Raw genomic sequence first — 25924 nt, 5'->3', positions numbered from 1 at the left:
CAGGATCGCAGCGGCGCGCCGGTCGCACGCTGTGGGGGGATCTGCGGCGGATGTGGGGTTTGCTCGAGGTGTCGCCGTGGCGGATTGTGGTGGCGATCGGATGGGGCACGTTGGCATTGGGGAGTGGGCTCGGGCTGGCGGCGTTGGCGGCGTGGTTGATCGCTCGGGCCTGGGAGATGCCGCCGGTGCTCGATCTCAGTGTCGCGGTGGTTTCGGTGCGGGCGCTGGGTATTTCGCGCGGACTGTGCCGATACTTGGAACGTCTTGCTACGCATGATGTTGCGCTGCGTGCGATGACGACGGCGCGGACGACTGTGTACCGGGCGCTCGCTGGATCCGACGTCTGGATGCGGCGGGCTGTACCCGGTGTGCGTTCGCGTAGGCAGGCTGACGCGGGCGAGGTGGGTTCGGGCGGAGCCGCGCGATTGCGTCGCGGCGATCTGCTGGTTCGTATCGGTGGCGACATCGACGATCTCGGCGCGGTAGTGGTGCGGGTCTTCGTGCCGGTCGCGGTATCCATCATCTTGTCGGCTGCGGCGATCGGGTTGCTTGCCACTATTTCGGTGGCCGCGGCTGTGATCCTGGCTGCCGCGCTGGCGGTTTCGGGGCTCGTCGCCCCTTGGTTGTCGGCCCGGGCCGCACGCGAGGCCGAGACGGCCGTGCGCGATGATCGTGCCGAGTTCACCGCGCAGGCGGTCACCGTGCTCGACCATGCGCCCGAACTGCGCGTTGCCGGCCGTCTGGACGCGGCGCTCGCGGCCGCGAACCGCGCAGGGCAACGAGCGGTGGTGGCGGAGGATTCGGCAGCGTCACGCAGCGCCTGGGCGGCAGCGGCGACGCCGCTCTCGATCGGCGCGAGCGTACTCGGCGCGCTGCTGGTGGGAATCGCGATCTACGGGCCGAACGGCGGCGGCCCCGGTGCGATGACACCGATGGCGCTCACCATTCTTGTGCTCCTGCCGCTTTCTGCGTTCGAAGCGGTAGGCCCACTGCCGACAGCCGCGCAGGCGCTGACCACGGCCCGCGCCGCCCTGCATCGCCTGTCCCGCACCGATGGTCGGGACGACGCGCGCTTCGCTGTGCGGGAGGGCTCGGCGCACGGTCCATCTGATGGCCGAGACCGCCACGGTTCTTCGCGGGACCTGCTGCCGGACAACCTCCCCGACCTCCCCGAGGGACGCAGGATCGCCATTGTCGGCCCGAGCGGAGCGGGCAAGACCACGCTGCTCATGTACTGGGCTGGGCTCTTCGACACACCACGCCCCGGAGTCACCTTCTTCGCCGAAGACGCCCATCTTTTCGGCACATCCGTCCTCGAGAACCTCCGCGTCGCCCGCGGCGACCTGACCGAGCAGGAAGCCGCCAAGGCCGTGCGCACAGTAGGCCTTGGCGACTGGTTGGCGTCCCTCCGAGACGGCCTGCACACCGACCTCGTCGGCGGTGCCGCTGCCGTCTCCGGCGGGCAGCGCCGCCGCATCCTGCTCGCCCGTGCCCTGATCTCGCCCGCCCGAGTCCTGCTGCTGGACGAGCCGACCGAACACCTCGAGGCCGCAGCGGGCGCACAGTTGCTGCGCGATCTTCTCGACATCGACAGCGGCCTCGTCGATCCCGATCGAACTGTGGTCACCGTCACGCATCAGCTCCCGCCGGACCACCGCGCCGACGTGATCGTCCACGTCGCAGCATCAGGCCAGGTCAGTGTCGATTTTTCGCCGCGGGAGACCGCCGTTTCCGCCCACCGCTAAATTCCGTTGCCGACTCGCTGACTCCTCGCTAAATTCGTTTGTACACAAGGAAGGAGGTGGTTCGAGAAATGTATTTTTCCAGGACACGTGAGGTGGCTGCGCGCTAGCGCCACCGCTGCAGGATTCCCGCGCGAGCGCTAGCGAATCCAACGCAGTCACCCGGCCCCCGAGCCCCCGGTCTAGTCCGACCGGGCCTTGTGCGAGTTGCATCCACAAGGAAGGCTCGGGGGTCGTTCCCTTATCTGCCGAAGATCGGCCCTCCGAAACTCCGTCCCCGTCGGCATCGATCTGACCGAAATCGAGCACCGGGTCGAAAATAAGCCTGATGTGCCACCGAATTGTGCTCCGCGCCATGAGTTATTCATTCGTTTTCGGCGATGGGCCTGTTTTGGATGCGGGTGCTGTCAACGCGCGCCGCGACGAAGGGCCGGAACGATACAGTTCACCGGTCGGTTCTACGAAGGGGTATCCGGGTGGCTTCGGAGAGTCTTGCTGCGGCGGTCGGTCGGCGCATCACGGCGGTCAGGCGCGTGTTCTACGTGCACGGTACGGACGTCGATCGTTCGGAGGGGCCGATCGAGTTGACGTTCGACGAAGGGACGGTCCTGCTCTTCGACGCGGGCAGTGATGGTGAGGAACTACGCGTGGGGTCGGGGGCTTGGCGTGACCCGTTCGCCGGTGTGACGGAGCCCGAATACATCGAGTATGTGGCGGAGTCCGGAAAGTACACCGCGTTCGATGTCGGTTCGGAGTACCCGTATTCGCAGCTGGTCGGAAGTCAGGTCGCAGCCGTCTCCGAGTCGCGATTGCACGATGAACGACTGCGCGGGGCCGTTCTCGAGGTAAGCGGCTTCACATTGGCGGTGGAAACGGTCGCCGATGAACTATTGGTCAAGTGCGACCGTCGTGAGCCGTAGGTAGTTCAGCCAAGCGATAGCGGCCCGAAACAGCAGATCGCCCCGCCCTCATGGTGATTCGAGGTGCGGGGCGTTGTATCGCTGGTCGTACTCGACTATCCGATGTAGCGCTGCAGGCGCGCGGAGAGGCGGGGTTCGAGGGGGCCGTCGGCGACGACGCGTTCCTCGACGTAAGCCAGGTCGCCGCCCTCGACGATGCCGTACAACCGCTTGGCGCCGCCGACGACGATGCCGGATTGGCTGCGGATCACGACGTCGGTGGCCAACTCCCAGGAGGACTGGGTCAGCGCGGTGCCGTAGAACAGTTCGACGATGCCGGTGCTGTGCGTGAGCAGCAGTTCGATGACTTCGTCGTCGCCATCGATACCCACCCGCCAGAAGCCGCTCTCGCGGAGGTCGGGGCCCCCGTATGAGCCGTCGGCATCGATGAACCAGGAACGCGAATCCCAGGCCAGATAGTCGCCGCCGTCGTGGGAGACGATGATCTGCTGGCCGAAGCGGTAGTCGCCACGTTCGGGGGAGTTGCCCTCGCCCTCGCCGCGCCACACGCCGACCATCGGTAGCAGCGCCAGCATCGAGGAGCTCAGATCCGGACCGAGGCGCAGGTTCGCGGTGTCTTCCGGCAACGGCAGATCCGGCAGGATCGGAATGTTGCGCGCACCGGTCGCTTTCGCGCGTTCGGCGGCATCGGCCACGGCTTGATCGCCGCTGCGGCGAGACGGCTCGGCCGGAGCGGCGCCGTTCATGTGTTCACTCGCTCGCTCGGCCGGATTGGAACCTTCGCTCGCGAGTTCGCTCATGACTCGGTGAACAGCCGGTAGAAGACGTACAGGCCGAACCAGCCGATAAGCACGGCCACGGCCACCAGCAGAATCTCGAAGAAGAGGACCACGTTTGGAGTCTAACGACTTGTGCTCCGCCCAGCACAACGGCCCCGGAGCTTCCCCGTGAAGTCGGGGAAACGCCGAGGCCGTTGGCGGCGATCGGTCGCTTTCGCGGCGTCAGCTATTACTTCGCGACGGCCACATCGACGGGATGGATGCCCGTGCCGTCGGGGCGGATCTCCGCGGAGCCGTTGCCGGCCGAGGAGAGCGCCCGCACGGTCCATGCGCCGGGAGCGGCGAAGAACCGGAAGTCGCCGGTGCCCGAGGCGACGACCTCGGCGGTGAAATCACCGTTGCCATCGAGCAGGCGCACGAACGCGCCGCCGACGGGCTGGCCGTCGGTGCTGAGGACGCGGCCGGTGATGACCGTTTCCTTCTCCACGTCGACTCCGGCCGGAATAGCTTGACCCTGGGTAGGTGCTGCGCACATGTGATTAGGCTCCCAACGCGATAGGTGCACCGACGAGGGAGCCGTATTCGGTCCAGCTCCCGTCGTAGTTCTTGACATTCTGGTGGCCGAGCAGTTCCTGCAACACGAACCAGGTGTGCGAGGAACGCTCACCGATGCGGCAGTAGGCGATGGTGTCCTTGGACCCGTCCAGGCCGGCCTCGTTGTAGATCTCGGTCAGTTCGGCATCCGACTTGAAGGTGCCGTCCTCGTTCGCTGCCTTGCTCCACGGCACGTTGATCGCGCTGGGGATGTGGCCGGGACGCTGGCTCTGCTCCTGCGGCAGGTGGGCCGGGGCCAGGATCTTGCCGGAGAACTCGTCAGGCGAACGGACGTCGACCAGGTTCTTTTCGCCGATGGCGGCGATGACCTCGTCGCGGAAGGCGCGGATGGTCAGGTCGGGCGCGGCGGCCTTGTACTGGGTGGCGGGGCGGCTCACGGCGTCGCGCGAGAGCGGGCGGCCGTCGAGCTCCCACTTCTTGCGGCCACCGTCGAGCAGCTTGACGTTGTTGTGGCCGTAAAGCTTGAAGTACCAGTACGCGTACGCGGCGAACCAGTTGTTGTTGCCGCCGTAGAGCACAACCTCGTCGTCGTTCGCGATGCCGCGCGCCGAGAGCAGATCGGAGAACTGCTCCTGGTTCACGAAGTCGCGACGAACCTGATCCTGCAGGTCCTTCTTCCAGTCGAGCCGTACGGCACCCTCGATGTGGCCGCCGTCGTAGGCGGAGGTGTCCTCGTCTACCTCGACAAAGACGATGCCGGGGGTATTGAGGTTCTCTTCGGCCCAGTCAACGGGGACCAGGACATCGGAGCGGGCCATGTTGTTCCTTTCGGGGGTGGTGACTTGCAGGGTCAGTTCGAAGCCGGGGCGGGGGTGGCCCGGCGGAAACGGGCGACCAGCGGATAGATCTGGCAACCCAGGCAGATCGCGAACGCCGCGTTCAGGAACGCCGCGAACAGGGCGAAGCCGGCGAACACCGCGCCGACCACGGTGGAGCCGGCCAGGAAACCCAGCAGGCTGACGGCGCTGAAGACCAGGCCGAGTAATTGGGCGAACCGCAGCGGCGCCACGGGTTCGGTTTCGGTCGGCGGGCCGACGCGCGGTGCGACCAGCGCGGCGTAGATCCGACCGTAGGGGCTGCGTCGCGGACCGTTGGCGGCGCCGATCGCGAAGACCACCGCTTGGATCGCGATCAGCACGGCGGCGGCCGCGGTGGAGACGGCGGCGGCGATCAGCACGACGACGAGGACGGCGGTGGTGATCCACGCGGCGAAGCGCGGTCCACGAACGTCGACGGAACCGAGGGGAATGGCTGTCCCGGAGGCAGTATTACGGGTTTTGGCGGACATTGTGCGTACTCCTGCGCTGAATGACTCTGTTGGCTGGAAAATTGCCAGTTCGCCGGGGGATCAATGAGATCACTCGCACGGCGGACAAAGGTCGGCGTCAGGAAATCTGAACGAACCGACCGGTCAGCGGCACAGGCAGCAACAACCACCGAGGCGACACAGATCAACTGTGCGGCGTCGGGTGAGCATCAGCTCGTGGTTGGCTTGCACGAAAGGCAGTTTACCCGGTTCGGCGGGAGAATTGGACCCCGGGTTCGTCACACTGGCTATGAAGCCATTTCAGGCCCGGTTTTTACACCGTCAGTGGCTCGAGCGCGGTGCGGAGATCGCCGGTTTTCGGGACGCCGGAGATGCGGAACCGCTCCCTGCCTTCCCTGTCGAAGACGAAAGTGGTCGGCAACGAGAGCACGTTCAGCTCTCTCGCGAGCGTGGGCTCGGCATCGATATCGATCTCGATGTCCAGTGGCGGGTTCGGCGAAGCGGCCAGTTCGTCGGTCACACCGGCAACCACCCTGCGCACCGCCGCGCACGGACCGCACCAGTCGGCGGAGAAATGCAGTACCGCGGGACCCGAACCGGTCACCCCGGCGGCGGTAAGCAACTCGGCGCGTGCCGACTCGATGGGCTCGACCACATCGGTGACGCGCAGCTTTCCGTCCAGGCGCCGCAGCGCCGTGCCGACCGCCAGCGCGGCGAGCACCATCACCACCAGAATTGTGATTTCGATCATGGCCGCTGCAATCGGTCGAGGTCGATCGTCACGTTCTCACCTTTGCCCTCGACCACGATCTGCCCGCCCTGCGCGGAGACCTTCGTCGGCCGCAGACCGAACGGCAATTCCTTGGTATCGATCGTACGGGTGAACAGCTCGAGCACCGCGGGCCGATCGGCTTCGGGGATGACCGCCGTCGGGGTGGTCTCGGTGCCGGTGCCGCGGTAGAAACCGGTCGCGATGATCCGCACCTGATCGCCGTCGAGCAGCAGATCCGCCTGAATGCTCACCTTGTCGCCGCCGAGCGGTGCGCCGGGCACGGTCGAGGCGACAGGTGTGCCGGGCAGGGTGCCGGTGAGCACCAGCGCGCCCGCCGTTGTCATCCCCGATCCGCCCGATCCGCCCGTTCCGTCGGATTTATCCGCAGGTCGCGAATGCACTTGCAGGTCCGGAATTTTGAACAGTCTGCCCAGTTCAGTGGGCTCCAGGCGCATGCGCCCCTCGACCCGTTCCACCGGGACGCGGCGCACGCTGCCGTCGACGAGATCGCGCAGCGGCAGGTGCACTCCGGTCAGCGTCGCCTCGGCCGAGATTTCGCCAGGGATGTCCTGACGCACGATGCGTGCCCGGATGTCGACGTTCTGGAATCGACCGTCGAGCGCCTGGGCGAAGAAAGGGAACCCGTGGATCGTCACCTCGGGGTCGGCGATGAGGTCGGCGCCCTCACGCAGAGCGCGCGAGACGCGATACTCGGAGTAGGCGGCGGCGCCGAAATCGATGACCACGGCCAGTCCCGCGAGGACCAGCAGCCCGATAATCAGCTTGCGCATGCCTCCAACCCTAACCGGCGGCGAATTTCGGCTATCAAATGTCTCATTACCAGAGCGTTGCTTACCCGGATGGCGAGGTCATCGGGGTTCACGCGCTAATCTTGCATCCGATTACCTGTGATTAGCGACGTGGCTTCGGCGGTTACTGCTGTTGTCGTCGGAGCTACGAGATGGGAGGAGGGCCTGTGGAGCTGCTCCTGTTGACCTCCGACCCCAACCCAGAGTCGGTACTGCCCTCGCTCGCGCTGCTTGCGCACAACGTGCGTCCGGCACCGACCGAGGTGGCGTCCCTGCTGGAAGCGGGCACCGCGGATGTGGCACTTGTCGACGCGCGCACCGACCTGGCCGCCGCGCGCGGCCTGTGCCGGCTGCTCGGGAGCACCGGTTCTTCGGTGCCCGTTGTCGCTGTGCTCACCGAGGGTGGCCTGGTGGCAGTAAACGCCGATTGGGGCCTCGACGACATTCTGCTGCCCGGCACCGGGCCTGCCGAACTGGACGCCCGGTTGCGGCTGCTGGTCGGCCGTAACGGTGGTGTGGCAAGCCCGGAGAACACCGGCAAGATCACGCTCGGCGAGTTGGTGATCGATGAGGGCACCTACACCGCGCGACTGCGTGGCCGCCCGCTCGATCTCACCTACAAGGAATTCGAGCTGCTCAAGTATCTCGCGCAGCACGCGGGCCGGGTATTCACCCGAGCCCAGCTGCTGCAGGAGGTGTGGGGCTACGACTTCTTCGGCGGCACCCGCACGGTCGACGTGCACGTGCGTCGCCTGCGCGCCAAGCTGGGCAGTGAATACGAGTCGCTGATCGGCACCGTGCGCAATGTCGGATACAAGGCGGTGCGCCCGTCCAGGTCGGCCGCCAAGGGCGAGCAGGTCTCGCTCCAGGAAGACGAGAACGAGGGCACCGACGGAGCTCCGCTCACGCCGGTGAACGGTTCTGTGCAGTGATCTTCGCGGCAGATGACTGATACGACGATGCGCTGGATCGAGCAGGTCGATGCCGATGCCGCGCGATCGGTGCGTGACCTGCTCGACCGGGCCACCGCCGCCGACGGTGTCGCCCCGGTCTCCGAACAGGCCGTGCTGTCGTTGACCGCCGCCGATGAGGCGAGGCACCTGATCGCGCGGCATGACGGCGCGATCGTTGGGTACGCGAATCTGGTTCCCGGACACGGTGAGCATCCGGCGATGGCCGAGGTCGCGGTCGATCCGGCCGCGCGTGACCACGGCATCGGGACCGAACTCGTGGTCGCCGCGCTTGCCGAGGGCGGCGCGGGAACCCGGGTGTGGGCGCACGGAAACCGGCCGCCCGCGCAGGCTGTCGCGACCCGCCTCGAACTGGTGACCGCGCGCGAGCTGTGGCAGATGCGCCGAGCCATGGCAACGCCAGAGCTACCTGAATTGGGTGTCCCGGCGGAGATCGTGCTGCGCACCTATTCGGGTCCCGCCGACGATGCCGAGCTGCTGCGGGTGAACAACGCCGCGTTCGCCTGGCATCCGGAACAGGGTCGCTGGACCGCGCGCGATATCGAGGTCCGAAGAAACGAGTCGTGGTTCGACCCGAAGGGCCTGTTCATCGCGGCCGATGCCGCCGATCCCGGTCATGTGCTCGGATTCCATTGGACCAAGGTGCATTACGACGAGGATCCGGCAATCGGCGAGGTGTACGTGGTCGGCATCGACCCTGCGGCGCAGGGGCGCGGACTCGGCCGGCTGCTCACTCTCGCGGGCCTGCACTACCTGCGCGAACGCGCACTCGCCGAGGTGCTGCTCTACACCGAGGCCGACAACACCGCGGCCGTGCACACCTACACCCGGCTCGGATTCGCTCCCGCGCACATCGACGTCGCCTACGCGGCCCGAGGCTGAACAAAAAGCGGCTCATTGGCGTTGCCCGAGTAACACTGGGGCAAATATCACACGTACCAGGCCTAATCGCGCCGGGCTGTTCACCCTCCGTTCATCCAGCTTGGTCCAACTGTCAACCGGGCGAACCTACGTTACTTATGGGCGGCGCAGCTGCCTGGTGCGCAAGTTCCTCGCGAACGGCACCACAACACCCGCCCGGGCCGGTGAGGGACCGGGCGTGTCGGACGTGATTCCCCGGAGGAATAGTGAACTTCAAGCGCAGTAGCGCCGTCGTCGGCGTGCTGGCCGTCGGCGCAATGACTCTTGCCGCATGTGGCAGCGACGACAACACCACAGAAACCAGCAACGCGGCCAACACCAGCGTCGCCTGCGGCGGCAAGAAGGCGCTCAAGGCCAGCGGTGCGACGGCGCAGAAGAACGCCATGGAGCGCTTCGTCGCCGCCTACGAGGCCAACTGCGACGGCTACACCCTCAACTACACCTCGAGCGGTTCGGGTGCGGGCGTCAACGAGTTCATCGGTGGCCAGACCGATTTCGGTGGCTCCGACTCGCCGCTGAGCTCGAAGAAGGAAGAGCCGGCCAAGGCGCAGGAGCGCTGTGGCGCCCCGGCGTGGAACCTGCCGACCGTCTTCGGCCCGATCGCCATCACCTACAACATCGATGGTGTCACCGACCTCGTGCTGGACGGCCCGACCGCAGCCAAGGTCTTCAACGGCGCCGTCACCACCTGGGATGCCCCCGAGATCAAGGCGCTGAACCCGAACGCCAAGCTGACCTCGGACAAGATCGCCGTGATCTTCCGCTCCGATGAGTCGGGCACCACCGACAACTTCCAGCTCTACCTGGACGCGGCCTCCGACGGCGCCTGGGGCAAGGGCGCGGGCAAGACCTTCACCGGCGGTGTCGGCGAGGGCGCGAAGGGCAACGAGGGCACCTCGGCCGCGATCAAGAACACCAAGAACTCGATCACCTACAACGAGTGGTCGTTCGCCAAGTCGCAGAACCTGTCCGTCGCGCAGATCATCACCTCGGCCGGCAAGGACCCGGTGAAGCTGTCGGTCGAGACCGCGGGCAAGGCCATCGACGGTGTGAAGATCAAGGGCGAGGGCAACGACCTCGTCCTGGACACCACCTCGTTCTACAAGCCGACCGTGGCCGGCTCCTACCCGATCATGCTCGCCACCTACGAGATCGTGTGCTCGAAGTACAGCGATGCCGACATCGCCAAGGCAGTCAAGGCCTTCCTGACCTCGGCCACCAGCAACGGCCAGAAGGGACTCGAGGAGAACGGCTACATCCCGATCCCCGAGCAGTTCAAGACCCGCCTGACCACCGCGATCAACGCCATCTCCTGATCGCATCGTCATGACCGTGCACCCTGAGGTGACCGCAGCGGGCTCGTCGGACTCGACGGGCCCGCGGGCGGCTGGAGATACTGCGCATATGCCCAGCGAACCGAATAATGACGTGAGCCTGACCAAGGGCGATCCCACCAAGGGGGCTCCCACCGCGGCGCGTCGACCGCACAGCCAGCGGGCCGAGACCATCTTCCGGTCGATGGCCACGGCAGCGGGCGCGATCATCGTCGCCTCCATTGCGTTGATCGCGCTGTTCCTACTGGTTCGCGCGGTGCCTTCGCTCAGGGCTGACGAGGTCAACTTCTTCACCAGCACGGAGTTCAGCACCAGCAATGCCGACGATCTGCGGTTCGGCATCAAGGACCTGTTCATGGTCACGGTGCTGAGCTCGGTCTTCGCGCTGGTGATCGCGGTGCCCATCGGGGTCGGCATCGCGCTGTTCCTGACCCACTACGCGCCGAATGCGCTGGCGCGGCCGTTCGCCATGCTCGTCGACCTGCTTGCCGCGGTGCCGTCGATCGTGTTCGGCCTGTGGGGATTCCTGGTGCTCGCGCCGCAGCTCGGACCGGCGCAGACCTTCCTGAACGACAACCTCGGATGGCTCTTCCTGTTCTCCGACGGCAATGTGTCGATCGGCGGTGGCGGCACCATCTTCACCGCGGGCGTCGTGCTGGCGGTGATGATTCTGCCGATCATCACCTCGGTGTCCCGTGAGGTCTTCAACCTGACCCCGGTCACGCACATCGAGGCCGCGCAGGCCCTCGGCGCCACCAAGTGGGAGGTGGTGCGGATGACCGTGCTGCCGTACGGGCGCAGCGGTGTGATCGCCGGTTCCATGCTTGGCCTCGGTCGCGCGCTCGGCGAGACCATCGCGGTGCTGGTTGTGCTGCGTACCTCCGCACAGGCGGGTCACTGGTCGCTGTTCGACGGCGGCTACACCTTCGCCTCCAAGATCGCTTCGGCGGCTTCGGAATTCAGTTCTCCGCTGCCGACCGGCGCCTATATCGCGGCAGGCTTCGTGTTGTTCGCGCTGACCTTCGTCGTCAATGCGCTGGCGCGGCTCGCGGCCGGCGGAAAGGTCAACCAGTAATGGCTACCACGACGACTCTCGACAAGCCGGTCAAGGCGCCCACCTTCCGCCATGTGAGCAAGGGCCGCCGGATCAAGAACAACATTGCGACCGCGGCGGTCACCGCGTGCTTCGCCATCGCACTCGTGCCGCTGGTCTGGGTGCTGTGGATGGTGGTCAGCAAGGGTATCGGCGCGATCGCCTCGCTGGACTGGTGGCAGAAGTCGCAGAAGGGCATCCTGCCCGATCAGACCGGCGGTGGTGTGTACCACGCGATCTACGGCACGGTCGTGCAGTCAGCGGTCGCCGCGGTGATCGCGGTGCCGCTGGGCATCATGGCCGCCATCTACCTGGTCGAGTACGGCCGCGGCAGGCTGGCCAAGGTCACCACCTTCATGGTCGACATCCTCGCGGGTGTGCCGTCCATCGTCGCGGCCCTGTTCATCTTCGCGCTGTGGATCGCCACCCTCGGTTTCCCGCAGAGCGCCTTCGCGGTGTCGCTGGCTTTGGTGCTGCTGATGCTGCCGGTGGTGGTGCGCAGCACCGAGGAAATGCTCAAGCTCGTCCCGGACGAGTTGCGCGAGGCGTCCTATGCGCTCGGCATCCCGAAGTGGAAGACCATCCTCAGGATCGTCGTGCCGACCGCCGCGCCCGGCATGATCAGCGGCATCTTGCTCTCCCTCGCCCGCGTCATGGGCGAGACGGCGCCGGTGCTGGTGCTCGTCGGCTACGCCAAGTCGATCAACTCCAACATGTTCGACGGGAACATGGCCTCGCTGCCCCTGCTGATCTACCAAGAGCTGGCGAACCCGGAAGCGGCGGGCCGGGAACGGGTGTGGGGCGCGGCCCTGACGCTGATCCTGCTGATCGCGCTGCTGTACGCGGCGGCCGCGGTCGTCAACAAGCTGCTCACGCGGAACCGATAGAAGCGAACGGATACTCGGATGGCAAAGCGGATCGACGTCAAAGACCTGAATATCTACTACGGCAAGTTCCACGCGGTTGCCGATGTCAAGCTGTCGGTATTGCCGCGCAGCGTGACCGCCTTCATCGGCCCGTCGGGTTGCGGTAAGTCCACCGTGCTGCGTTCGCTGAACCGCATGCACGAGGTGACCCCGAACGCCCGCGTCGAGGGCGCGGTACTGCTGGACGGCGAGGACATCTACGGTGCGACCGTCGACCCGGTCGGTGTGCGCCGCACCATCGGCATGGTGTTCCAGCGGCCGAACCCGTTCCCCACCATGTCGATTCGCGACAATGTGGTTGCCGGGCTGAAGCTGCAGGGTGTGCGGGGCAAGAAGGAACTCGACGAGGTCGCCGAGCGCTCGTTGCGCGGCGCCAACCTCTGGAACGAGGTGAAGGACCGCTTGGACAAGCCGGGCGGCGGCCTTTCCGGTGGTCAGCAGCAGCGTCTGTGCATCGCGCGCGCGATCGCGATCTCGCCCGACGTGCTGCTGATGGACGAGCCTTGTTCGGCGCTGGACCCGATCTCCACCCTGGCGATCGAGGACCTGATCACCGAGCTGAAGAAGGAATTCACCATCGTCATCGTCACCCATAACATGCAGCAGGCCGCGCGGGTGAGTGACCAGACCGGCTTCTTCAACCTGGAGGCGCAGGGCAAGCCGGGCAAGCTGATCGAGATCGACGACACCGAGAAGATCTTCTCCAACCCGGGCCAGAAGGCGACGGAAGACTACATCTCCGGCCGCTTCGGCTAGACACGGACAGACAGCAAGGCCCGCGCCACGGCGCGGGCCTTGCTGCGTCTTCAGCGCATCAATGGGGAGTTACGCAAACCTCGCGAGATAAGTTGCGGCGGTTGAGAATACGAAGGCCCGCAGTGGTGTGCGGGCCTTCGATTCCTCACGATTCGGTGTCGGGATCCGGCGGGAGCACGCCGGTGACCAGGAAGATCACCCGACGGCCGATCTCAACGGCGTGGTCGGCGAAGCGCTCGTAGTAGCGGCCGAGCAGGGTCACGTCGACGGCCGCGGCGACGCCGTACTTCCAGTCGCGATCCATCAGCAGCGTGAACAGGTGACGGTGCAGATCGTCCATCGCCTCGTCGTCCTGGTTGAGCTGCGCCGCGCGCTCCGGGTCACGGGTCTCGAGCACCTCCTTGGCGCCCGCGCCCATGTTCACCGCGATGCGGCCCATCTCTGCGAAGTAGCCGTTGACCGATTCCGGCAGGGCATGGTTGGGGTGGCGGCGCCGGGTGACCTTGGCGACGTGCAGCGCGAGCGCGCCCATCCGGTTCACGTCGCCGACGATCTGGATGGCGCTGACCACCTGCCGCAGATCGCCCGCGACGGGCGCCTGCAGCGCAAGTAGGGCAAACGCCTTCTCTTCGGCGTCCTGGATCATCTCGGCGATCCGGTCGTCTTCACTGATCACCGACTCGGCGAGGCCGAGGTCGGCCTGGAGCAGTGACTGGGTGGCCCGGTCCATGGCCGAACCCGCCAGGCCGGCCATCTCGCCCAGCAGGTGGGCAAGATCGGCCATTTGCTCGTTGTAGATGACACGCATGAAATCAGACACTAGTGCCCCGCGCTGACCGAGTCACGAACAGCGGGTTAATGCCTGGTGCCAGTCGTTTGCGTTGGTGTTGCCGCAGCTGAGAGCGGCGCCAGTTGCATTCGGGCTATTGAAAGATAATTTTCGGCCTGCCAAACTAAGAAGATCGCTCGTTCTAATCATGACAGGCTGGAATGACATCTTCCACACGGCGCCGGTTCATGATCGGCGGAACCGTCGCGGCTTCGACGGGCCTCGCGCTCGGGGCATTGCCGCTGCTCGACTCCGGACCGGCCAAAGCCGAAGCACCTCCGGGACCACACCACCCGAACCCGAGTGCGCACGGCGGCGGGGTCAGCGGGCCGACGTTCCGTAAGGGCGCGGTCGTCGATCACGTCGCGAATGGGTTCGATCCGACCGAGGTCCTGCGCGACTTCGACTACGGCAGGACCTCGACGCGGCCGGACGGGCGGACACTGCGCGAATGGGATGTCTTCGCCAGTGACGAGGACATCGAGATAGCGCCGGGGGTGCGTTTCCCCGCGTGGACGCTGAACTCGCGGATCCCGGGTCCGACACTGCGCTGTCGCGCGGGCGATCTGCTGCGGGTCAATTTCACCAACGGCTCGCACCATCCGCACACACTGCACTTCCACGGCATCCACCCCGCCGAGATGGATGGCATTCCCGGTATCGGTCGCGGTGTCATCAACCCGGGTGAGAGCTTCACCTACGAGTTCGACGCGACACCGTTCGGACTGCATTTGTTCCACTGCCATGTCGGCCCGCTGGCCGAACACATCGCCCGCGGCATGTACGGGACGTTCATCGTCGATCCGCCGCAGCCACGGCCACCGGCCGACGAGATGGTGATGGTGATGCACGGCTACAACACGACTTTCGATGGCGAGGGCAACCAGCTCTACGCGGTCAACGGGATTCCGTTCCACTTCATGCACGAGCCGATCCGGGTGAAGCGCAACGAACTGGTGCGCATCTACCTGGTCAACGTGCTGGAGTACGACCCCATCAACAGCTTCCACATCCACGGGAACTTCTTCGACTATTACCCCACCGGAACCCGGCTGGAGCCAACGGAATTCACCGACACCATCGTGCAGGGGCAAGGCCAGCGCGGTATCTGTGAGCTGCGGTTCCCTCACCTGGGGCAATACATGTTCCATGCGCACAAGACCGAGTTCGCCGAACTCGGTTGGATGGGCATGTTCGAGGTGACGGAGTAATCGCGATGACCGACACCCTGAACACCCGTCGGCCGTGGATCCTCGGACTGGTCTCGGTGGCGCTTCTTATGATCGCGTTGGTCGGGTTGAGCCTGCTCGGCGGGCGCACCCTGCCCGAACGGACCGGCCCGCCCGTGGAGGAGATCGCGGTCGAGCACACCACGCTCACGCCGGGCACGATCGAGCTGACCGTGCGCAACACCGGGCCCGACCCGGTTTCGATCGCGCAGATTTTCGTCAACGACGCCTATATCGACTTCACCGGACCGACCGAGCCGATCGGGCGGTTGGCGTCGGCACGGCTGCTACTCGACTACCCGTGGCAGGACGGCCAGCCCTACAAGATTTCCATGCTGACCTCGACCGGTCTGGTGATCGAGCACGACGTCCCGCTCGCCGTGACGACCCCGGAGCCGAACGCGTCGTTCTTCGGCCTGATGGCGCTACTCGGGACCTACGTCGGCATCGTCCCAGTCGTACTCGGCATGTTGTTCCTGCCCGTTATGCGTGTCGCGGGCAGTCGGGTCGTGCGGGTGCTGCTCGCCGTAACGGTGGGTCTGCTGGCGTTTCTGGCATGGGAGGGCATCAGCGAAGGATTCGAGCTCGCGGGCCGCTCCGGTGGTGCGTTCGGTGGCGCGGCATTGGTCGTCCTCGGTGCGGGCCTGGCCTTCCTCGGACTGACCGCCGTGGACCAGTGGCTGCGCAACCGACGTCAGGCGGCCGAGGCAGTGGGCAGTGCCGGGGTGCGGCTGGCGCTGATGATCGCCATAGGTATCGGCCTGCACAACCTCGGCGAGGGTCTGGCCATCGGATCCGCCTATGCCGTCGGCGAATTGGCGCTAGGTACCTTCCTGGTCATCGGTTTCACCATCCAGAACACCACCGAGGGTCTCGCCGTGGTGTCACCGCTGACCGAGCGCCGCCCACCGCTGCTGACGCTGCTCGGTCTCGGACTGATCGCCGGGGCCCCTGCCATCGTGGGCGCCGTCCTCGGCGCGACAGTGAACAACGCCGAGCTGTCGGCCCTGCTGCTCGGCGTCGGCGTCGGCGCGATCATCCAGGTCATCGTGCAGATCGTGCCCAGCCTGCGCGAACAGCGCGGTCGGGGATTCGGTGCGATGACCCTCGGCGGCGTCGCTGTCGGACTGCTGGTGATGTACGCGACCGGGCTGCTGGTGGCCGCATGAACAACGCTTCCGCACCGCACTCCGATCCGCCGCCTTGCGCTGAATGCACGCGGCGCAGCGTGCTGCTCGGGGTCGGTGCTGCCGCGGCGGTGGTCGCCGCCGGATGCGCGAGCGGCAGTGCCGACTCCGGGCCGATGCGAGTAGCGCTGGCCGAAATCCCCGTCGGTGGCGGGCGGATATTTTCACAGCAAGGTCTGGTCGTGACCCAACCGACCCCCGGTGACATCCGGGCCTTCTCGGCCGTTTGCCCCCACCAGGGCTGCGCCGTCGGCAAAGTCGGCGACACCATCGAGTGCCCTTGTCACGGCAGCAAATTCAGCATCGCCGACGGGTCGGTGCTCCGTGGCCCTGCCCGCGAACCGTTGGCCGCCAGGGCTGTCACCATCGAAGCGACCGAGGTCGTCGTCAGTTGAATATTGCCCGGCGAACGGGCATGCCCCAGCTCTGGCTGTCGCTTACTTGCAGGTGTCGTCTGCGGCGTTGACGTGTTCCAGGTCGGAGGGAAGCGTGACCGGCGTCGGCGTCGAGGATGTGCTGACCTCGATATTCGAGATCGGATCGCCGACCGGCGTCGGGGTGCGCACGTTGCCCGTGTAGTCGGCGCCGATCACGACTTCGACGATGCCGCCGAGATCGCTCGACAACTCGATCGTCGCCCCCGGCAGCGAGCTGGCCACCGTGGCCGCTTCGGCTTCGTGTCCGGTCCCGTAGCGGACCTTGGTGGCCACTTCCGAGGTACCACCGGAGTAGTTGGCGGTGTTGTAGATCTGGAAGCCCTGGTTGCCCAGTTTGGTGGCCGCCTTGTTCGCCGCACCCACGGTGGTCGAGCCGTTGGAAACGAGCAGCGACACCGTGCCCGGATCCACCGCGATCAGCTTCGGCGGCGCGGGCGGAGCCGAAGGGATCGAACCAGGGGCGGGTGCCACCTTCTTCTCACCGGGCAGCGGCTGGTCGTCTCGGATCGCCTTGAAGATGGCCTTGATGTCGGATTCGCGGGGGATCTCGTTGCCGTAGGAGGTGGTACCCGCAGTCGGAATGGTCAGGAAGGTCACCGCACCCGCGTCCATCTTCTGCAGGGACCGCCCGAGCATCAGCAGATCGTTCGCGGTGACCTTGTCGACGAAGGTCGCATCGGTGAATGCCTTGATGAACCCGTTCAATTTGCCAGGATCGAACAGCACCTTGCTGGACAGGGCGCCGCGCAGCAGCGAGGCGAGGAACCGCTGCTGCCGGCTGATGCGGTCGTAGTCGCTGCGTTCCTCACCGTAGACATGCCTCGCGCGCACGTAGTTCAGTGCCGTCTCGCCGTCTACTCGCTGCTTGCCCGGCTTCTCGAGCACAGTGCCGAGAATCTCGTCGGTGATCGGCTTCGGTGCGCAGACTTCGACACCGCCGACCTGGTCGACCATTGCTTCGAAGCCGACGAAATCAATCCCGATGAAGTGATTGATGGTGCTGCCCGTCAGCCGTTGAATCGTGGTGACGAGGCACTTGGGTCCGCCGAGGGCATAAACGGCGTTGAGCTTGTCGCCCATCGCCGAGGGGAACGTTTCCGCGGTGTAGGCGGGCTTGTCGTTGTCCCAGCCGTTGCACTGCGGCCGGGTCACGTCGAGGTCGCGCGGGAACGACACGACGACGACTCGCGAGCGGTTCTTCGGTATATGCACCAGCATCGCGGTATCGGCACGGGCACCCTCGGCGTCGTCGATGGTGCCCGCCCCCAGTCGTCCGTTGACGCCTGCGCGGGTGTCGGTGCCCACGAGGAGGAAGTTCTCGTCGCCGAGCTGCGCGCCCGAGTCGACGACGTCCTCGGCGTTGTCGTCGATCGCGTTGACCTGGGTGAAGCCGTTGGCGGTCGCATTCAGATAGCTCCAGCCGCCGCCGGTGGCGAGTAGCGCGAGCACCGCGAACATCGCAAGGGTGGCGCGCCCTGCCGCCCGTAACCGCTTGCTGCGACGCTCCCTGCTCGCCGCGAGCCGGGACAGCGGCGGATTGCCGACGGTCTTCGGCTGTGCGGCTCGATCAGGTTTGTCGGATTCGGTGGTCGGCCATCCGGTGGAGCGGCGTTTGGTCCGGGTGGGTTCGGTGACCGGAGGGATGATGTCGGTCACGGCCTCGGGCGGTTCCTGCGCGCCGGGCGTTGATCGTCTGGTGTCCTCGACGCCGCGTCGGCTCGTGGTGGCTCGGGCGGTCGCGGGCGCTGCGCCGGCGATGTCCTCGACGACGGAGGAGACAGGGGAGCGGCGGGCGCCGGAGGGTCGCGGGGCGGCGGCTTCGGGCGGTCGCTGTGGTGCGGCGTTGGCGGGCCGCGACGGGGTGCCGGATTCACGTGGTGCGCCGTCGGCGGGGTGCGCGGGCTCGCGCCGGCCCCGGCCGGTCGGTGCGGCGTCGCTCTCGGGGGCTGCTGCCGCCCTGCGCCTGCGCCCGCCGCGTTCGCTGTCGACTTTCTGGACGAGGTCCTGAACCGTCAGTGGTGCCGAGCCGGATTCGGGGGTGTTGTCGGTATGCCTGGACCGCCGGGACGACCGCGAGTCGTCTCGTTCGGGGTTGTCTGCCGTGGGATAGCGCTCCCACGGGGCGCGATCTCCGGGCCTAGGCGAACGCCCGTGCCGATCGTCACCCACCAACGAACCTCACTTTTCGTCTACGCCGCCTGGCTATCGACACCGAGCCGGGTTCGCCCGGCATGACCGATTCCGCCAATGATAACGATTCCGCCACGACGAGCCAGCCGAGGATGAAATCGAAAAGGCCGCATGGGAGTTTCGCACGGTGCACTGCCTGCGGAAATCAGCCGCCGCTGTGCATCAAATCCGCGCCCTCCGGCACGGCGGGATCGTCCGGATCGTCGAGCCAGCCGTGTGGCAACGCGACCTTGCCCGGTGAGCCCTGTCGTCCGCGCGGTCCCTCGGCGTCCCTCGGGAACGGGGCGTCCGGATCGAGTTGGCCTATCAGGTCCCGCAATTCGGTCAGCTGCGACACCGTGGCGAAGGACCGGCGCAGATCCGCGCCGACCGGGAAGCCCATCAGATACCAGGCCATATGCTTGCGCAGGTCGCGCATCGCTTTATCCTCGCCGAGGTGCTCGGACAGCAGCGCGGCGTGCCGGTAGAGCACCTCGCCGACGCGACCGAGGTTCGGCGCCTCCGGCAGCGGCTCACCGCGCAGCGCTGCCTGGAGCTCGCCGAACAGCCACGGCCTGCCGAGGCAGCCGCGGCCGACTACGACACCGTCGCAACCGGTTTCGTCCATCATCCGGACGGCGTCGGCGGCGGAGAAGATATCGCCGTTGCCGAGCACCGGGATCGTCCGCACGGCTTCCTTGAGCCGGGCGATCGCGGTCCAGTCGGCCTGGCCCGAATACCGCTGCGCGGCCGTGCGTGCGTGCAGTGCGACGGCCTTGGCGCCCTCGGCCTCGGCGATGCGGCCCGCATCGAGATAAGTCAGATGGTCGTCATCGATGCCGATGCGGAATTTCACTGTCACCGGAACGCCGGCCGGTTCGGCGCCGCTGACCATGGCCTGCACGATCCGGCTGAACAGGGCGCGCTTGTAGGGCAGCGCCGCGCCGCCACCGAGCCGGGTGACCTTCGGTACCGGGCAGCCCAGGTTGAGGTCGATGTGGTCGGCCCAGCCCTCGCCGACGATGATCCGGACGGCCTCGCCGAGGGTGGCCGGGTCGACGCCGTAGAGCTGCATGGAGCGCGGGTGCTCGTCCTCGTCGAAGGACATCATGTGCAGCGTTTTCTCGTTGCGTTCCACCACGGCCCGCGCGGTGATCATCTCGCAGACATAGATCGAGGTCGAGCTGCCGAACTCCCGGCACAGCTTGCGGAATGCCAGGTTCGTGATGCCCGCCATCGGCGCGAGCACAACTGGCGGATCGACCGGATACGGCCCGATCCGCAGTGTGGTCTTCGCCTCGGTAGTCATCGTCACGCCCTCCAGTGTCGCATCAGCGGCGGGGTGACCCCGAGGCTGGCGGTGCGTGACGTGCGCTGATTCACTCTTTGGCCTGGCGATGGCCGTTCGGCTGTCGGACGGAATCAGGGGCGAGTTACGCCTGCGTCCGTCCTTCGGTGCTGGTCCATGTACAGGTCCCGGACGAGCAGGAACAGCGGCACGGCGCAGCAGATGCCGACCGCGAAGGTCAGCCCCGCCGACAGCAGCCACCAGCGCATGATCCCGAGCCTGCGGGCTTCGGTCAGCGCCCAACCCAGGAAGGCGATTGCCACGATCACCAGGTCCACCAGCAGCTGCGAGGAGGGCAGGCTCGCGGTCCAGGCCCGGAAGTAGTCGACCTGGGTGTGATCCGACCCGCTGAGGTATGTGATCACCATCGCATTGGGTACGACGAAGCCGATCACGGACATGGCGGCCAGGAACAGTCGCAGCGGTGTCCGCCATCCGGCGTTATGGGGGCTTTCGGCGTGCAGGTCGGACATCGTTGTCTCCCGTTTCGGGGGCGTCGTGCGCAGTCGAACGAATCCTATGGCGATCGGCACTGCCGGGGGCGGTGCCGTCGGCTCCGAGACCTTCGGCGCCGCCGGATTCCGCAGGCGCTCAGCCGAGTTCGGGCAGCCACTCCGCCAGATCGCCGAGTTCCCACGGATTGTCGGTCTCGATGGTCTGCCTTGCGGTCCAGCCATCGAGCTGCAAGATGGCGCCGCCCGCGTGAGTCAGGTGGCGGCTCCACATGCCGCTAATTTGGGGAATACTGCGCCCCGCGTCGGTCACGAGGTGCGCTCAGTAGCTGTGCCCGGGCGGTGGTATGCGCCACGGACCCGACAGCGGCGGTAGGACCGCGGTGTCGGCGTTCGGGTCGGCGCGTAGGGCGCGGATGAACCCTTCGACAGTGAATCCTGCGGCAAGGACTTCTGCGAGTAGCCGCGCGGCGGCGTTGCTCGGATCCATGCGCTACATAGTTCCTCGCGCGCATTCGCCGCAACCAGGAAATCGCGTACCCAACACCAGAATTCATCGAAATATTCTCACTGGGTAACAGTTCGGCTAACACGCCACGAGGAGCTGCGGTGCTGTTCTACGCTCAGCATCGCCCTGGGGGACCCGGGGACTGCAGAGCGGGTCGGTACGCCCAAGCCGCCGCTATCGCTGTCGGGTGGCGGGGTCCATCCCCTCCGGACCTCGCCACCCGCACCGGCCGCCGCCGAAGTAGTGATCGGTCGCGCTGCGGGATCGATCGGTGAGGTCCTACTGGCCCCGAAGACGACGGTGGTAGATCTCCCGCACCGCAGGGTCCGGCTGCGCGTAAGCGGTTGTCGCGCCGGTCAATCGAGCGACGCCGAGCTGCGCGCGGTACGGCAGCAGCTGCGCGGACTTGATGATGGCGGCGAGCATGCGCGGCACGGTCACCATCGGCTTCTGCTGTCGCACCGATTTCACGATGGCGGCGGCGACGTCCTCCGGGTCGACAGTGGTCATGGGCGTGATCCAGCTCGGCATATTCGCACCGGCGGACAGCTCGGTGCGCACGATGCCGGGCAGCACCGCGCCGACATGCACGCCGTGCTCCTTCATCTCCAGGTGCAACGCCGAGGTGAAGCCCACCACCGCATGCTTGGTCGCGCAGTAGGTGGCCAGGCCGGGAAAGCCTTGTGTTCCAGCCAGCGAGGCGATGTTGATCAGGTGACCGCTGCCGCGCGCCATGAACCGCTTGACGGCCAGCCTGGAGCCGTGGATGACGCCGTTGAGGTTGATATTGATGATCCGATCGGTCATCGCCTCGTCCTCGTCGGCGAACAGTCCGGTCGGCATGATGCCCGCATTGTTGACCAGCACGTCCAACGGGCCGAGTTCGCTGTCCACCGAGTCGAGGAACGCGGCGAACGAGGCCCGATCGGTCACGTTCAGCGGCAGTCCGACGATCTTGGCGTCCGGGTCGGCGCCCAGCTCCGCCGCGGTCTTGGCCACCAGTTCGACATCGATATCGCCGATGGCGACAGCGGCGCCCGCGGCCAGGAATGCCTCGGCGGTAGCGCGGCCGATGCCGCGCGCGCCACCGGTGATCGCGACGACCTTGCCCGCGAGGGGCGCCTCGGCCTTCGATGTAGCCATATTCTCGGCCTTCCGTGTTCCGATAAGAGCCGGTTCAGCGCAGCGCGCCCTCAGCGGCCAGTCGCGCCGCTCGTTCGGCGCCGGTACCCCAAGTGTCGAGGTTCGCGGCCGGATCGTCGGCGGATTCGGCATTCGGATGCGCATTCTGCGCCTCCCACGGTGCCAGCACCGGGGTGTCACGGCGCACTTATGCGACGTCAGTAACCTGGTACCCCGAGTAACGCCTGCCGCCAGTGGTTGGAGCGTCTCGACACACCAGACTTATCGGAGAGGCCGCATGACGGAACGGATCGAAGACGCCGGATCGGGCGGGGACAAGGCCGAGGCCGGCGGCAAGTCGGCGGCGGGAGGTACCACCACAGCGACATCGGCGGGAGCGGCATCGCAAGCGAAGCCCGCCCGTCCTGGAACGGTGTCGATCCAGGTTTCCACGGTGATCAGGAGCGCCGTCATTGCCGCGCTGGTCGTCGCGGTCTGCGTGCTGAGCGGACTGCTGTGGTCGGCTCGTCACGATCTGGCCGAGCAAAATGATCGCGTTGCGGACGACCGGAAAGCCGAGCAGGTCGCCACCGAATATTCGGTCGGCGCCGCAACGGTCAATTATCAGGACATCAATGCCTGGGTCGCGAAGTTGAAGGCGAATACCGCGCCGCAGTTGGCGAACAAGTTCGACGCGACCGGCCCCAAGCTCGAGCAGATTCTGGTGCCGTTGAAGTGGACGTCGACGGCCGCGCCGATCACCGCCAAGGTGATGTCGGAACTGGACGGCGTCTACAAGGTAAATGTATTCGTCAACGTGAGTTCGACGAACGCACAAAGCCCGGAAGGCGCGCAGACGACGGTGACTTATAACGTCACGCTGGATAAGAACTCGGACTGGAAGATCACCGACGTCGGCGGCGTCGACGGCGCACTGCCGCGATGAAATAGCTCGCCATTGCAATTACTGGTTAGCGGGACATAAACGAGCCGCCGTCCGGATATTCGGACGGCGGCTCGATGTCATCGGGGTGGGGGTCAGCCCACGGCGCTCCCGGCCAGCTCGCGCTTCTTCGCCTCGCGGGCGAGCATGCGGTCGCGCTGATCTTCGAACTTGATCACGTCGCCGGCCAGCTTCTCCAGGAAGATGGCGAGTCGATCGCGGACCGCCTCACCGCGGGGGGTGAAATCGGTGCGTTCGAAGATGTCCCACTTCTTGAGCACCGGTTGCACCACCTCTTCGAGGTGCTGGCGCAGGTCGTAGATGCCGTGCTTGGCCATCAGCACGCCGTTGCGGCGGAAGTTGGGCATACCCGCGCCCGGCATCTGGAAATTCTCCAGGATCAGCGTGATCGCCTCGATGGACTGGTCCGGCGACAGGTCGAGCGCCGCACCGCACATGTTGCGGTAGAAGATCATGTGCAGGTTCTCGTCGGCGGCGACGCGCTGCAGCATGCGGTCGGCGATCGGGTCGTCGCACACCTTGCCGGTGTTGCGGTGGCTGACCCGGGTGGCGAGTTCCTGGAAGGTCACGTACGCGACCGAGTGCAGGAAGCCGGCGTCGGCCTCGGTCGGCGAGGCGAACCCGTTGGTCATGTGGATCATGCGCGCCTCTTCGAGGGCGACCGGATCGACGCCGCGAGTCACCACCAGGTAGTCACGCATGACGATGCCGTGGCGGTTCTCCTCGGCGGTCCAGCGGCCCACCCAGGTGCCCCATGCGCCGTCCTGAGAGAAGTTCTCGGCGATCTCACGGTGATAGGAGGGCAAGTTGTCTTCGGTCAGCAGGTTGGTGATCATGGCCGCCTTGGCGACCTCGTTCAGCCGGGAGTGCTCCGGGTCCCAATCCGCCCCGCCGAGTGCCGCGAAATTGCGACCCTCGTCCCACGGGACGTAGTCGTGCGGATGCCATTCCTTTGCCAGGGAGAGGTGCCGGTTGACGTTTTCTTCGGCAACCGGCTCCAACTCCGTGAGCAGCTCGAGTTGAGTCAGATCCCTTGCCATGCATATGCCCTTCATGTGTGCGTGCGCTCTTGCAGGTCGTCCCCCCAAGGTAAGACCGTGCCGATGCGGCCATACCTTACGGCACCGTAAGTGTGATGCGAAACGCATCTGTCTGACAATCGATGCCCCGGTGATACACGTCATACGCCCTCGTTGGCGCTCGGCGACCACGATGAGTCTATGACTATGGCCCGCAGCGAGGGGACTATCGCTGCGGGCCGAGAGTTGTTAGCCCGGGGTGCTCGATCACACACAGCGCCTGGAGGCGGGGAATGTCCGCTGGTCGAACGAAAATCGCGTGACGGACGGCCACCGGGAGTGTCGAAAGCGCTGGTTCAGCGCTTGCCGCCGAAGAGACCGCCGAGCACATTGCCGAGGGTGCCGCCAGCGTTCTTGGCCAGTGCCTCGCCGATCGCGCCGCCGATGCCACCGCTCTTGCTGCTGCCGCCGAGCAGCCCGCCGAGCAGGTCGCCGATGCCACCGCCGCCTGCCTGTGTCTGCGGTTCCGCCGCGGCGCCACCGCCACCGGACAGCTGTTTGGCCAGATAGGCAAGCACGATCGGGGCAAGCATCGGCAACAGCTTGGACACCAGGTCGTTGCCGCCGGTGCCCTCGCTCGCGCCGAGCGCGCTGATCACTGTGTTCTTCTCTTCGCCGAAGACGTTGTCGACGATCTTCGAGCCGTCCGTGACATCGACCTTGTCGATGTCGACCTCGCCCTCGCCTTCGACGAGGTCTCCATGGTTGTCCAGGGCGCCGACCAATGAAGCGGCGCCTTCCGGCTGGGTCGCGTTGGCCTGCAGTCCGCCGAGCAGTGTCGGCAGCGCGGCCTTGACCGCGGTGCTCGCGGTGCTCTCGTCGACGCCGAGCTTCGCGGCGATCTGGGAAACGGGTACCTGGGCGAGCAAATCATCGAAAGAAGTCATCAGCTCCGCCTGTTGTCGAGGGGTGTCCCAGGTGTGCGGGGACGCGCCCACAGTAGGGGAAACCCTGTGGGTGGTGTGGTGTTTTGTGGTGGGAGCGGGTGCGCGTCGCCCGTCGAAGAGCCGGGGAAAATAGGTCGGGCGTCCGGTTCGCGAACCGGACGCCCGACGGGGTGCCCCCAGTAGGGCTCGAACCTACGACCTGCGGATTAAAAGTCCGTAGCTCTACCAACTGAGCTATAGGGGCGCGGTGGGACAGTGTAGTGGGCCGGGCGCGCATTCGGTAACCGGGGCGGTGGCGTGTCCGGTGCGCGGGGATGCGGCCGTCGGCGGCGATCGTGGGGCGCTGCCGAGAGGTGGTGTGGCGCCGGGTAACAAAGGGTGCGAGCGCGACGATGCTGCCGGTAAACATTTGGTACCCAGCTTTGTTCATTTCACCCAGACATGGATATCATCGAAACATGTTGCCTACCAAAGTCTTTGGATTTGCGGGGGGTGCGGAGCCGGAGCTCGGGGGAGCGCGCCGTCGGCGCGGGCGGGTGCCGCGCGTCGAATGGTCACGTCACCGGTTGGCCGGTCGACTCGGGTGAACGTGGCTGCGACGCTGTCGAATTCGGAAATCGAGCAGACCGCCCGGGTTGATTGCGGGATATTTGCTGTAACAGATAACTGGGCCCGGCCGCGACCCTACTCTCCAGTTTGCCGCGTGTCGGATGATGATTCCAGGTACGGTGACGACTTGGTGAATGCCGGAAGAATCGCCGTCTTGCCCGGCGTTCCGGAATTCGGCTTATCGTTGTTGTGTCCGAAC

28 protein-coding genes and 1 tRNA gene are annotated in these 25924 nt (G+C 66.2%); 12 read left to right on the top strand and 17 right to left on the bottom strand.

From position 1 onward, the window contains the following. Window positions 1–50 precede the first annotated feature (50 nt). Together cydC and ACFQZZ_RS09285 are read left to right on the top strand one after the other, a co-directional pair. A complete protein-coding gene (gene cydC / locus ACFQZZ_RS09290) occupies window positions 51–1745 on the top strand; it encodes a thiol reductant ABC exporter subunit CydC (RefSeq protein ID WP_378678296.1) in 1695 nt (564 codons plus the stop codon). A gap of 473 nt (window positions 1746–2218) precedes the next feature. Continuing rightward, window positions 2219–2662 (top strand): hypothetical protein, encoded by a 444-nt coding sequence (locus tag ACFQZZ_RS09285; protein WP_378676895.1) that lies wholly within the window; start codon window positions 2219–2221, stop codon window positions 2660–2662. Between the two features lie 95 nt (window positions 2663–2757). On the opposite strand, the gene ACFQZZ_RS09280 is transcribed toward ACFQZZ_RS09285, so the two are convergent. The 6 genes from ACFQZZ_RS09280 to ACFQZZ_RS09255 all read right to left on the bottom strand — a co-directional run bounded on the left by ACFQZZ_RS09280 (window position 2758) and on the right by ACFQZZ_RS09255 (window position 6886). Then, window positions 2758–3462, bottom strand: a complete 705-nt coding sequence (locus ACFQZZ_RS09280) for an FABP family protein (RefSeq protein ID WP_378676892.1) — start codon at window positions 3460–3462, stop codon at window positions 2758–2760. A 208-nt stretch (window positions 3463–3670) separates the two neighbouring features. Continuing rightward, on the bottom strand, window positions 3671–3976 hold the full coding sequence (locus ACFQZZ_RS09275; protein ID WP_378676890.1) for a DUF1416 domain-containing protein: 306 nt from the start codon (window positions 3974–3976) through the stop codon (window positions 3671–3673). Window positions 3977–3980: 4 nt separating this feature from the next. After that, the gene (locus ACFQZZ_RS09270; protein WP_378676887.1) at window positions 3981–4814 is read right to left on the bottom strand and encodes a sulfurtransferase; all 834 of its coding nucleotides are present in this window, start codon (window positions 4812–4814) and stop codon (window positions 3981–3983) included. 32 nt (window positions 4815–4846) lie between these two features. After that, the gene (locus tag ACFQZZ_RS09265) at window positions 4847–5344 is read right to left on the bottom strand and encodes a DUF4395 domain-containing protein (protein WP_378676885.1); all 498 of its coding nucleotides are present in this window, start codon (window positions 5342–5344) and stop codon (window positions 4847–4849) included. A gap of 292 nt (window positions 5345–5636) precedes the next feature. After that, window positions 5637–6074, bottom strand: a complete 438-nt coding sequence (locus tag ACFQZZ_RS09260) for a thioredoxin family protein (protein WP_378676882.1) — start codon at window positions 6072–6074, stop codon at window positions 5637–5639. Continuing rightward, entirely contained in the window at window positions 6071–6886 is an 816-nt protein-coding gene (locus ACFQZZ_RS09255; RefSeq protein WP_378676880.1) for an LmeA family phospholipid-binding protein, read from the bottom strand. Before ACFQZZ_RS09255 ends, ACFQZZ_RS09260 begins: the two co-directional genes overlap by 4 nt. 185 nt (window positions 6887–7071) lie before the next feature. On the opposite strand from ACFQZZ_RS09255, the gene ACFQZZ_RS09250 reads away from it, so the two are divergent. From ACFQZZ_RS09250 to pstB, 6 genes are all read left to right on the top strand, one after another. Beyond that, window positions 7072–7836 carry a winged-helix domain-containing protein gene (locus ACFQZZ_RS09250; protein WP_378676877.1) on the top strand — a complete coding sequence of 255 codons (765 nt, stop codon included), beginning with the start codon at window positions 7072–7074 and terminating at the stop codon, window positions 7834–7836. A 12-nt stretch (window positions 7837–7848) separates the two neighbouring features. After that, on the top strand, window positions 7849–8757 hold the full coding sequence (gene mshD / locus ACFQZZ_RS09245; RefSeq protein WP_378676875.1) for a mycothiol synthase: 909 nt from the start codon (window positions 7849–7851) through the stop codon (window positions 8755–8757). Window positions 8758–9002: 245 nt separating this feature from the next. Continuing rightward, window positions 9003–10112: a phosphate ABC transporter substrate-binding protein PstS gene (gene pstS / locus ACFQZZ_RS09240; protein ID WP_378676872.1), complete on the top strand. Its 1110-nt coding sequence runs from the start codon at window positions 9003–9005 to the stop codon at window positions 10110–10112. Between the two features lie 88 nt (window positions 10113–10200). After that, window positions 10201–11205, top strand: a complete 1005-nt coding sequence (pstC, locus tag ACFQZZ_RS09235) for a phosphate ABC transporter permease subunit PstC (protein WP_378676870.1) — start codon at window positions 10201–10203, stop codon at window positions 11203–11205. Further along, window positions 11205–12110 carry a phosphate ABC transporter permease PstA gene (gene pstA / locus ACFQZZ_RS09230; protein WP_378676868.1) on the top strand — a complete coding sequence of 302 codons (906 nt, stop codon included), beginning with the start codon at window positions 11205–11207 and terminating at the stop codon, window positions 12108–12110. Before pstC ends, pstA begins: the two co-directional genes overlap by 1 nt. A gap of 18 nt (window positions 12111–12128) precedes the next feature. Then, complete coding sequence (gene pstB / locus ACFQZZ_RS09225; RefSeq protein ID WP_378676865.1) at window positions 12129–12905, top strand: phosphate ABC transporter ATP-binding protein PstB; 777 nt, start codon at window positions 12129–12131, stop codon at window positions 12903–12905. A 145-nt stretch (window positions 12906–13050) separates the two neighbouring features. On the opposite strand, the gene phoU is transcribed toward pstB, so the two are convergent. After that, window positions 13051–13713 carry a phosphate signaling complex protein PhoU gene (gene phoU / locus ACFQZZ_RS09220; protein WP_378676862.1) on the bottom strand — a complete coding sequence of 221 codons (663 nt, stop codon included), beginning with the start codon at window positions 13711–13713 and terminating at the stop codon, window positions 13051–13053. Window positions 13714–13922: 209 nt separating this feature from the next. Here phoU and ACFQZZ_RS09215 point away from each other — a divergent pair, with 209 nt between their 5' ends. From ACFQZZ_RS09215 to ACFQZZ_RS09205, 3 genes are read left to right on the top strand one after another with little or no spacing between them, the layout of a single operon-like run. After that, on the top strand, window positions 13923–14945 hold the full coding sequence (locus ACFQZZ_RS09215; protein WP_378676860.1) for a multicopper oxidase domain-containing protein: 1023 nt from the start codon (window positions 13923–13925) through the stop codon (window positions 14943–14945). A 5-nt stretch (window positions 14946–14950) separates the two neighbouring features. Further along, window positions 14951–16132 (top strand): ZIP family metal transporter, encoded by a 1182-nt coding sequence (locus ACFQZZ_RS09210; protein ID WP_378676857.1) that lies wholly within the window; start codon window positions 14951–14953, stop codon window positions 16130–16132. After that, on the top strand, window positions 16129–16545 hold the full coding sequence (locus ACFQZZ_RS09205) for a Rieske (2Fe-2S) protein (protein ID WP_378676855.1): 417 nt from the start codon (window positions 16129–16131) through the stop codon (window positions 16543–16545). The genes ACFQZZ_RS09210 and ACFQZZ_RS09205 overlap by 4 nt, the downstream gene beginning before the upstream one ends. Window positions 16546–16587: 42 nt before the next feature. Here ACFQZZ_RS09205 and ACFQZZ_RS09200 read toward each other — a convergent pair whose 3' ends face one another. The 7 genes from ACFQZZ_RS09200 to ACFQZZ_RS09170 form a co-directional block, all read right to left on the bottom strand. Beyond that, a complete protein-coding gene (locus tag ACFQZZ_RS09200; RefSeq protein ID WP_378676852.1) occupies window positions 16588–18756 on the bottom strand; it encodes an LCP family protein in 2169 nt (722 codons plus the stop codon). Between the two features lie 166 nt (window positions 18757–18922). After that, window positions 18923–20065 (bottom strand): tRNA dihydrouridine synthase DusB, encoded by a 1143-nt coding sequence (gene dusB / locus ACFQZZ_RS09195; protein WP_378678293.1) that lies wholly within the window; start codon window positions 20063–20065, stop codon window positions 18923–18925. 113 nt (window positions 20066–20178) lie between these two features. Continuing rightward, window positions 20179–20577, bottom strand: coding sequence for a DUF2834 domain-containing protein (locus ACFQZZ_RS09190; protein WP_378676849.1), 399 nt, complete (start codon window positions 20575–20577; stop codon window positions 20179–20181). A 118-nt stretch (window positions 20578–20695) separates the two neighbouring features. After that, entirely contained in the window at window positions 20696–20830 is a 135-nt protein-coding gene (locus ACFQZZ_RS09185; RefSeq protein WP_378676846.1) for a hypothetical protein, read from the bottom strand. 48 nt (window positions 20831–20878) lie between these two features. Next, entirely contained in the window at window positions 20879–21046 is a 168-nt protein-coding gene (locus ACFQZZ_RS09180; RefSeq protein WP_378676843.1) for a hypothetical protein, read from the bottom strand. Window positions 21047–21343: 297 nt separating this feature from the next. Continuing rightward, window positions 21344–22207 carry an SDR family oxidoreductase gene (locus ACFQZZ_RS09175; RefSeq protein WP_378676840.1) on the bottom strand — a complete coding sequence of 288 codons (864 nt, stop codon included), beginning with the start codon at window positions 22205–22207 and terminating at the stop codon, window positions 21344–21346. Window positions 22208–22241: 34 nt separating this feature from the next. Beyond that, on the bottom strand, window positions 22242–22394 hold the full coding sequence (locus tag ACFQZZ_RS09170; RefSeq protein ID WP_378676837.1) for a hypothetical protein: 153 nt from the start codon (window positions 22392–22394) through the stop codon (window positions 22242–22244). Window positions 22395–22484: 90 nt separating this feature from the next. Here ACFQZZ_RS09170 and ACFQZZ_RS09165 point away from each other — a divergent pair, with 90 nt between their 5' ends. Beyond that, entirely contained in the window at window positions 22485–23132 is a 648-nt protein-coding gene (locus ACFQZZ_RS09165; protein ID WP_378676835.1) for a hypothetical protein, read from the top strand. 92 nt (window positions 23133–23224) lie between these two features. Here ACFQZZ_RS09165 and ACFQZZ_RS09160 read toward each other — a convergent pair whose 3' ends face one another. The 3 genes from ACFQZZ_RS09160 to ACFQZZ_RS09150 all read right to left on the bottom strand — a co-directional run bounded on the left by ACFQZZ_RS09160 (window position 23225) and on the right by ACFQZZ_RS09150 (window position 25360). Beyond that, window positions 23225–24190 carry an acyl-ACP desaturase gene (locus tag ACFQZZ_RS09160; RefSeq protein ID WP_378676832.1) on the bottom strand — a complete coding sequence of 322 codons (966 nt, stop codon included), beginning with the start codon at window positions 24188–24190 and terminating at the stop codon, window positions 23225–23227. 335 nt (window positions 24191–24525) lie between these two features. Further along, window positions 24526–25116: a DUF937 domain-containing protein gene (locus ACFQZZ_RS09155; protein WP_378676829.1), complete on the bottom strand. Its 591-nt coding sequence runs from the start codon at window positions 25114–25116 to the stop codon at window positions 24526–24528. 171 nt (window positions 25117–25287) lie between these two features. Then, window positions 25288–25360: transfer RNA gene (locus ACFQZZ_RS09150), tRNA-Lys, on the bottom strand. Window positions 25361–25924 lie beyond the last annotated feature (564 nt).

It is taken from the genome of Nocardia sp. GCM10030253 (assembly GCF_042675075.1).
Lineage (GTDB): Bacteria > Actinomycetota > Actinomycetes > Mycobacteriales > Mycobacteriaceae > Nocardia.
Note: the sequence above shows the minus strand (reverse complement) of the source record. Positions and strands in the feature narration are given on the sequence as shown.

Bases quoted from the DNA above. Each gene is read 5' to 3' on its own strand.
- cydC (WP_378678296.1), top strand. From the start codon at position 51: ATGTGGGGTTTGCTCGAGGTGTCGCCGTGGCGGATTGTGGTGGCGATC.
- ACFQZZ_RS09280 (WP_378676892.1), bottom strand. From the start codon at position 3,462: ATGAGCGAACTCGCGAGCGAAGGTTCCAATCCGGCCGAGCGAGCGAGT.
- ACFQZZ_RS09275 (WP_378676890.1), bottom strand. From the start codon at position 3,976: ATGTGCGCAGCACCTACCCAGGGTCAAGCTATTCCGGCCGGAGTCGAC.
- ACFQZZ_RS09270 (WP_378676887.1), bottom strand. From the start codon at position 4,814: ATGGCCCGCTCCGATGTCCTGGTCCCCGTTGACTGGGCCGAAGAGAAC.
- ACFQZZ_RS09265 (WP_378676885.1), bottom strand. From the start codon at position 5,344: ATGTCCGCCAAAACCCGTAATACTGCCTCCGGGACAGCCATTCCCCTC.
- ACFQZZ_RS09260 (WP_378676882.1), bottom strand. From the start codon at position 6,074: ATGATCGAAATCACAATTCTGGTGGTGATGGTGCTCGCCGCGCTGGCG.
- ACFQZZ_RS09255 (WP_378676880.1), bottom strand. From the start codon at position 6,886: ATGCGCAAGCTGATTATCGGGCTGCTGGTCCTCGCGGGACTGGCCGTG.
- mshD (WP_378676875.1), top strand. From the start codon at position 7,849: ATGACTGATACGACGATGCGCTGGATCGAGCAGGTCGATGCCGATGCC.
- pstC (WP_378676870.1), top strand. From the start codon at position 10,201: ATGCCCAGCGAACCGAATAATGACGTGAGCCTGACCAAGGGCGATCCC.
- pstA (WP_378676868.1), top strand. From the start codon at position 11,205: ATGGCTACCACGACGACTCTCGACAAGCCGGTCAAGGCGCCCACCTTC.
- pstB (WP_378676865.1), top strand. From the start codon at position 12,129: ATGGCAAAGCGGATCGACGTCAAAGACCTGAATATCTACTACGGCAAG.
- phoU (WP_378676862.1), bottom strand. From the start codon at position 13,713: ATGCGTGTCATCTACAACGAGCAAATGGCCGATCTTGCCCACCTGCTG.
- ACFQZZ_RS09215 (WP_378676860.1), top strand. From the start codon at position 13,923: ATGATCGGCGGAACCGTCGCGGCTTCGACGGGCCTCGCGCTCGGGGCA.
- ACFQZZ_RS09210 (WP_378676857.1), top strand. From the start codon at position 14,951: ATGACCGACACCCTGAACACCCGTCGGCCGTGGATCCTCGGACTGGTC.
- ACFQZZ_RS09205 (WP_378676855.1), top strand. From the start codon at position 16,129: ATGAACAACGCTTCCGCACCGCACTCCGATCCGCCGCCTTGCGCTGAA.
- dusB (WP_378678293.1), bottom strand. From the start codon at position 20,065: ATGACTACCGAGGCGAAGACCACACTGCGGATCGGGCCGTATCCGGTC.
- ACFQZZ_RS09190 (WP_378676849.1), bottom strand. From the start codon at position 20,577: ATGTCCGACCTGCACGCCGAAAGCCCCCATAACGCCGGATGGCGGACA.
- ACFQZZ_RS09185 (WP_378676846.1), bottom strand. From the start codon at position 20,830: ATGTGGAGCCGCCACCTGACTCACGCGGGCGGCGCCATCTTGCAGCTC.
- ACFQZZ_RS09180 (WP_378676843.1), bottom strand. From the start codon at position 21,046: ATGGATCCGAGCAACGCCGCCGCGCGGCTACTCGCAGAAGTCCTTGCC.
- ACFQZZ_RS09175 (WP_378676840.1), bottom strand. From the start codon at position 22,207: ATGGCTACATCGAAGGCCGAGGCGCCCCTCGCGGGCAAGGTCGTCGCG.
- ACFQZZ_RS09165 (WP_378676835.1), top strand. From the start codon at position 22,485: ATGACGGAACGGATCGAAGACGCCGGATCGGGCGGGGACAAGGCCGAG.
- ACFQZZ_RS09160 (WP_378676832.1), bottom strand. From the start codon at position 24,190: ATGGCAAGGGATCTGACTCAACTCGAGCTGCTCACGGAGTTGGAGCCG.
- ACFQZZ_RS09155 (WP_378676829.1), bottom strand. From the start codon at position 25,116: ATGACTTCTTTCGATGATTTGCTCGCCCAGGTACCCGTTTCCCAGATC.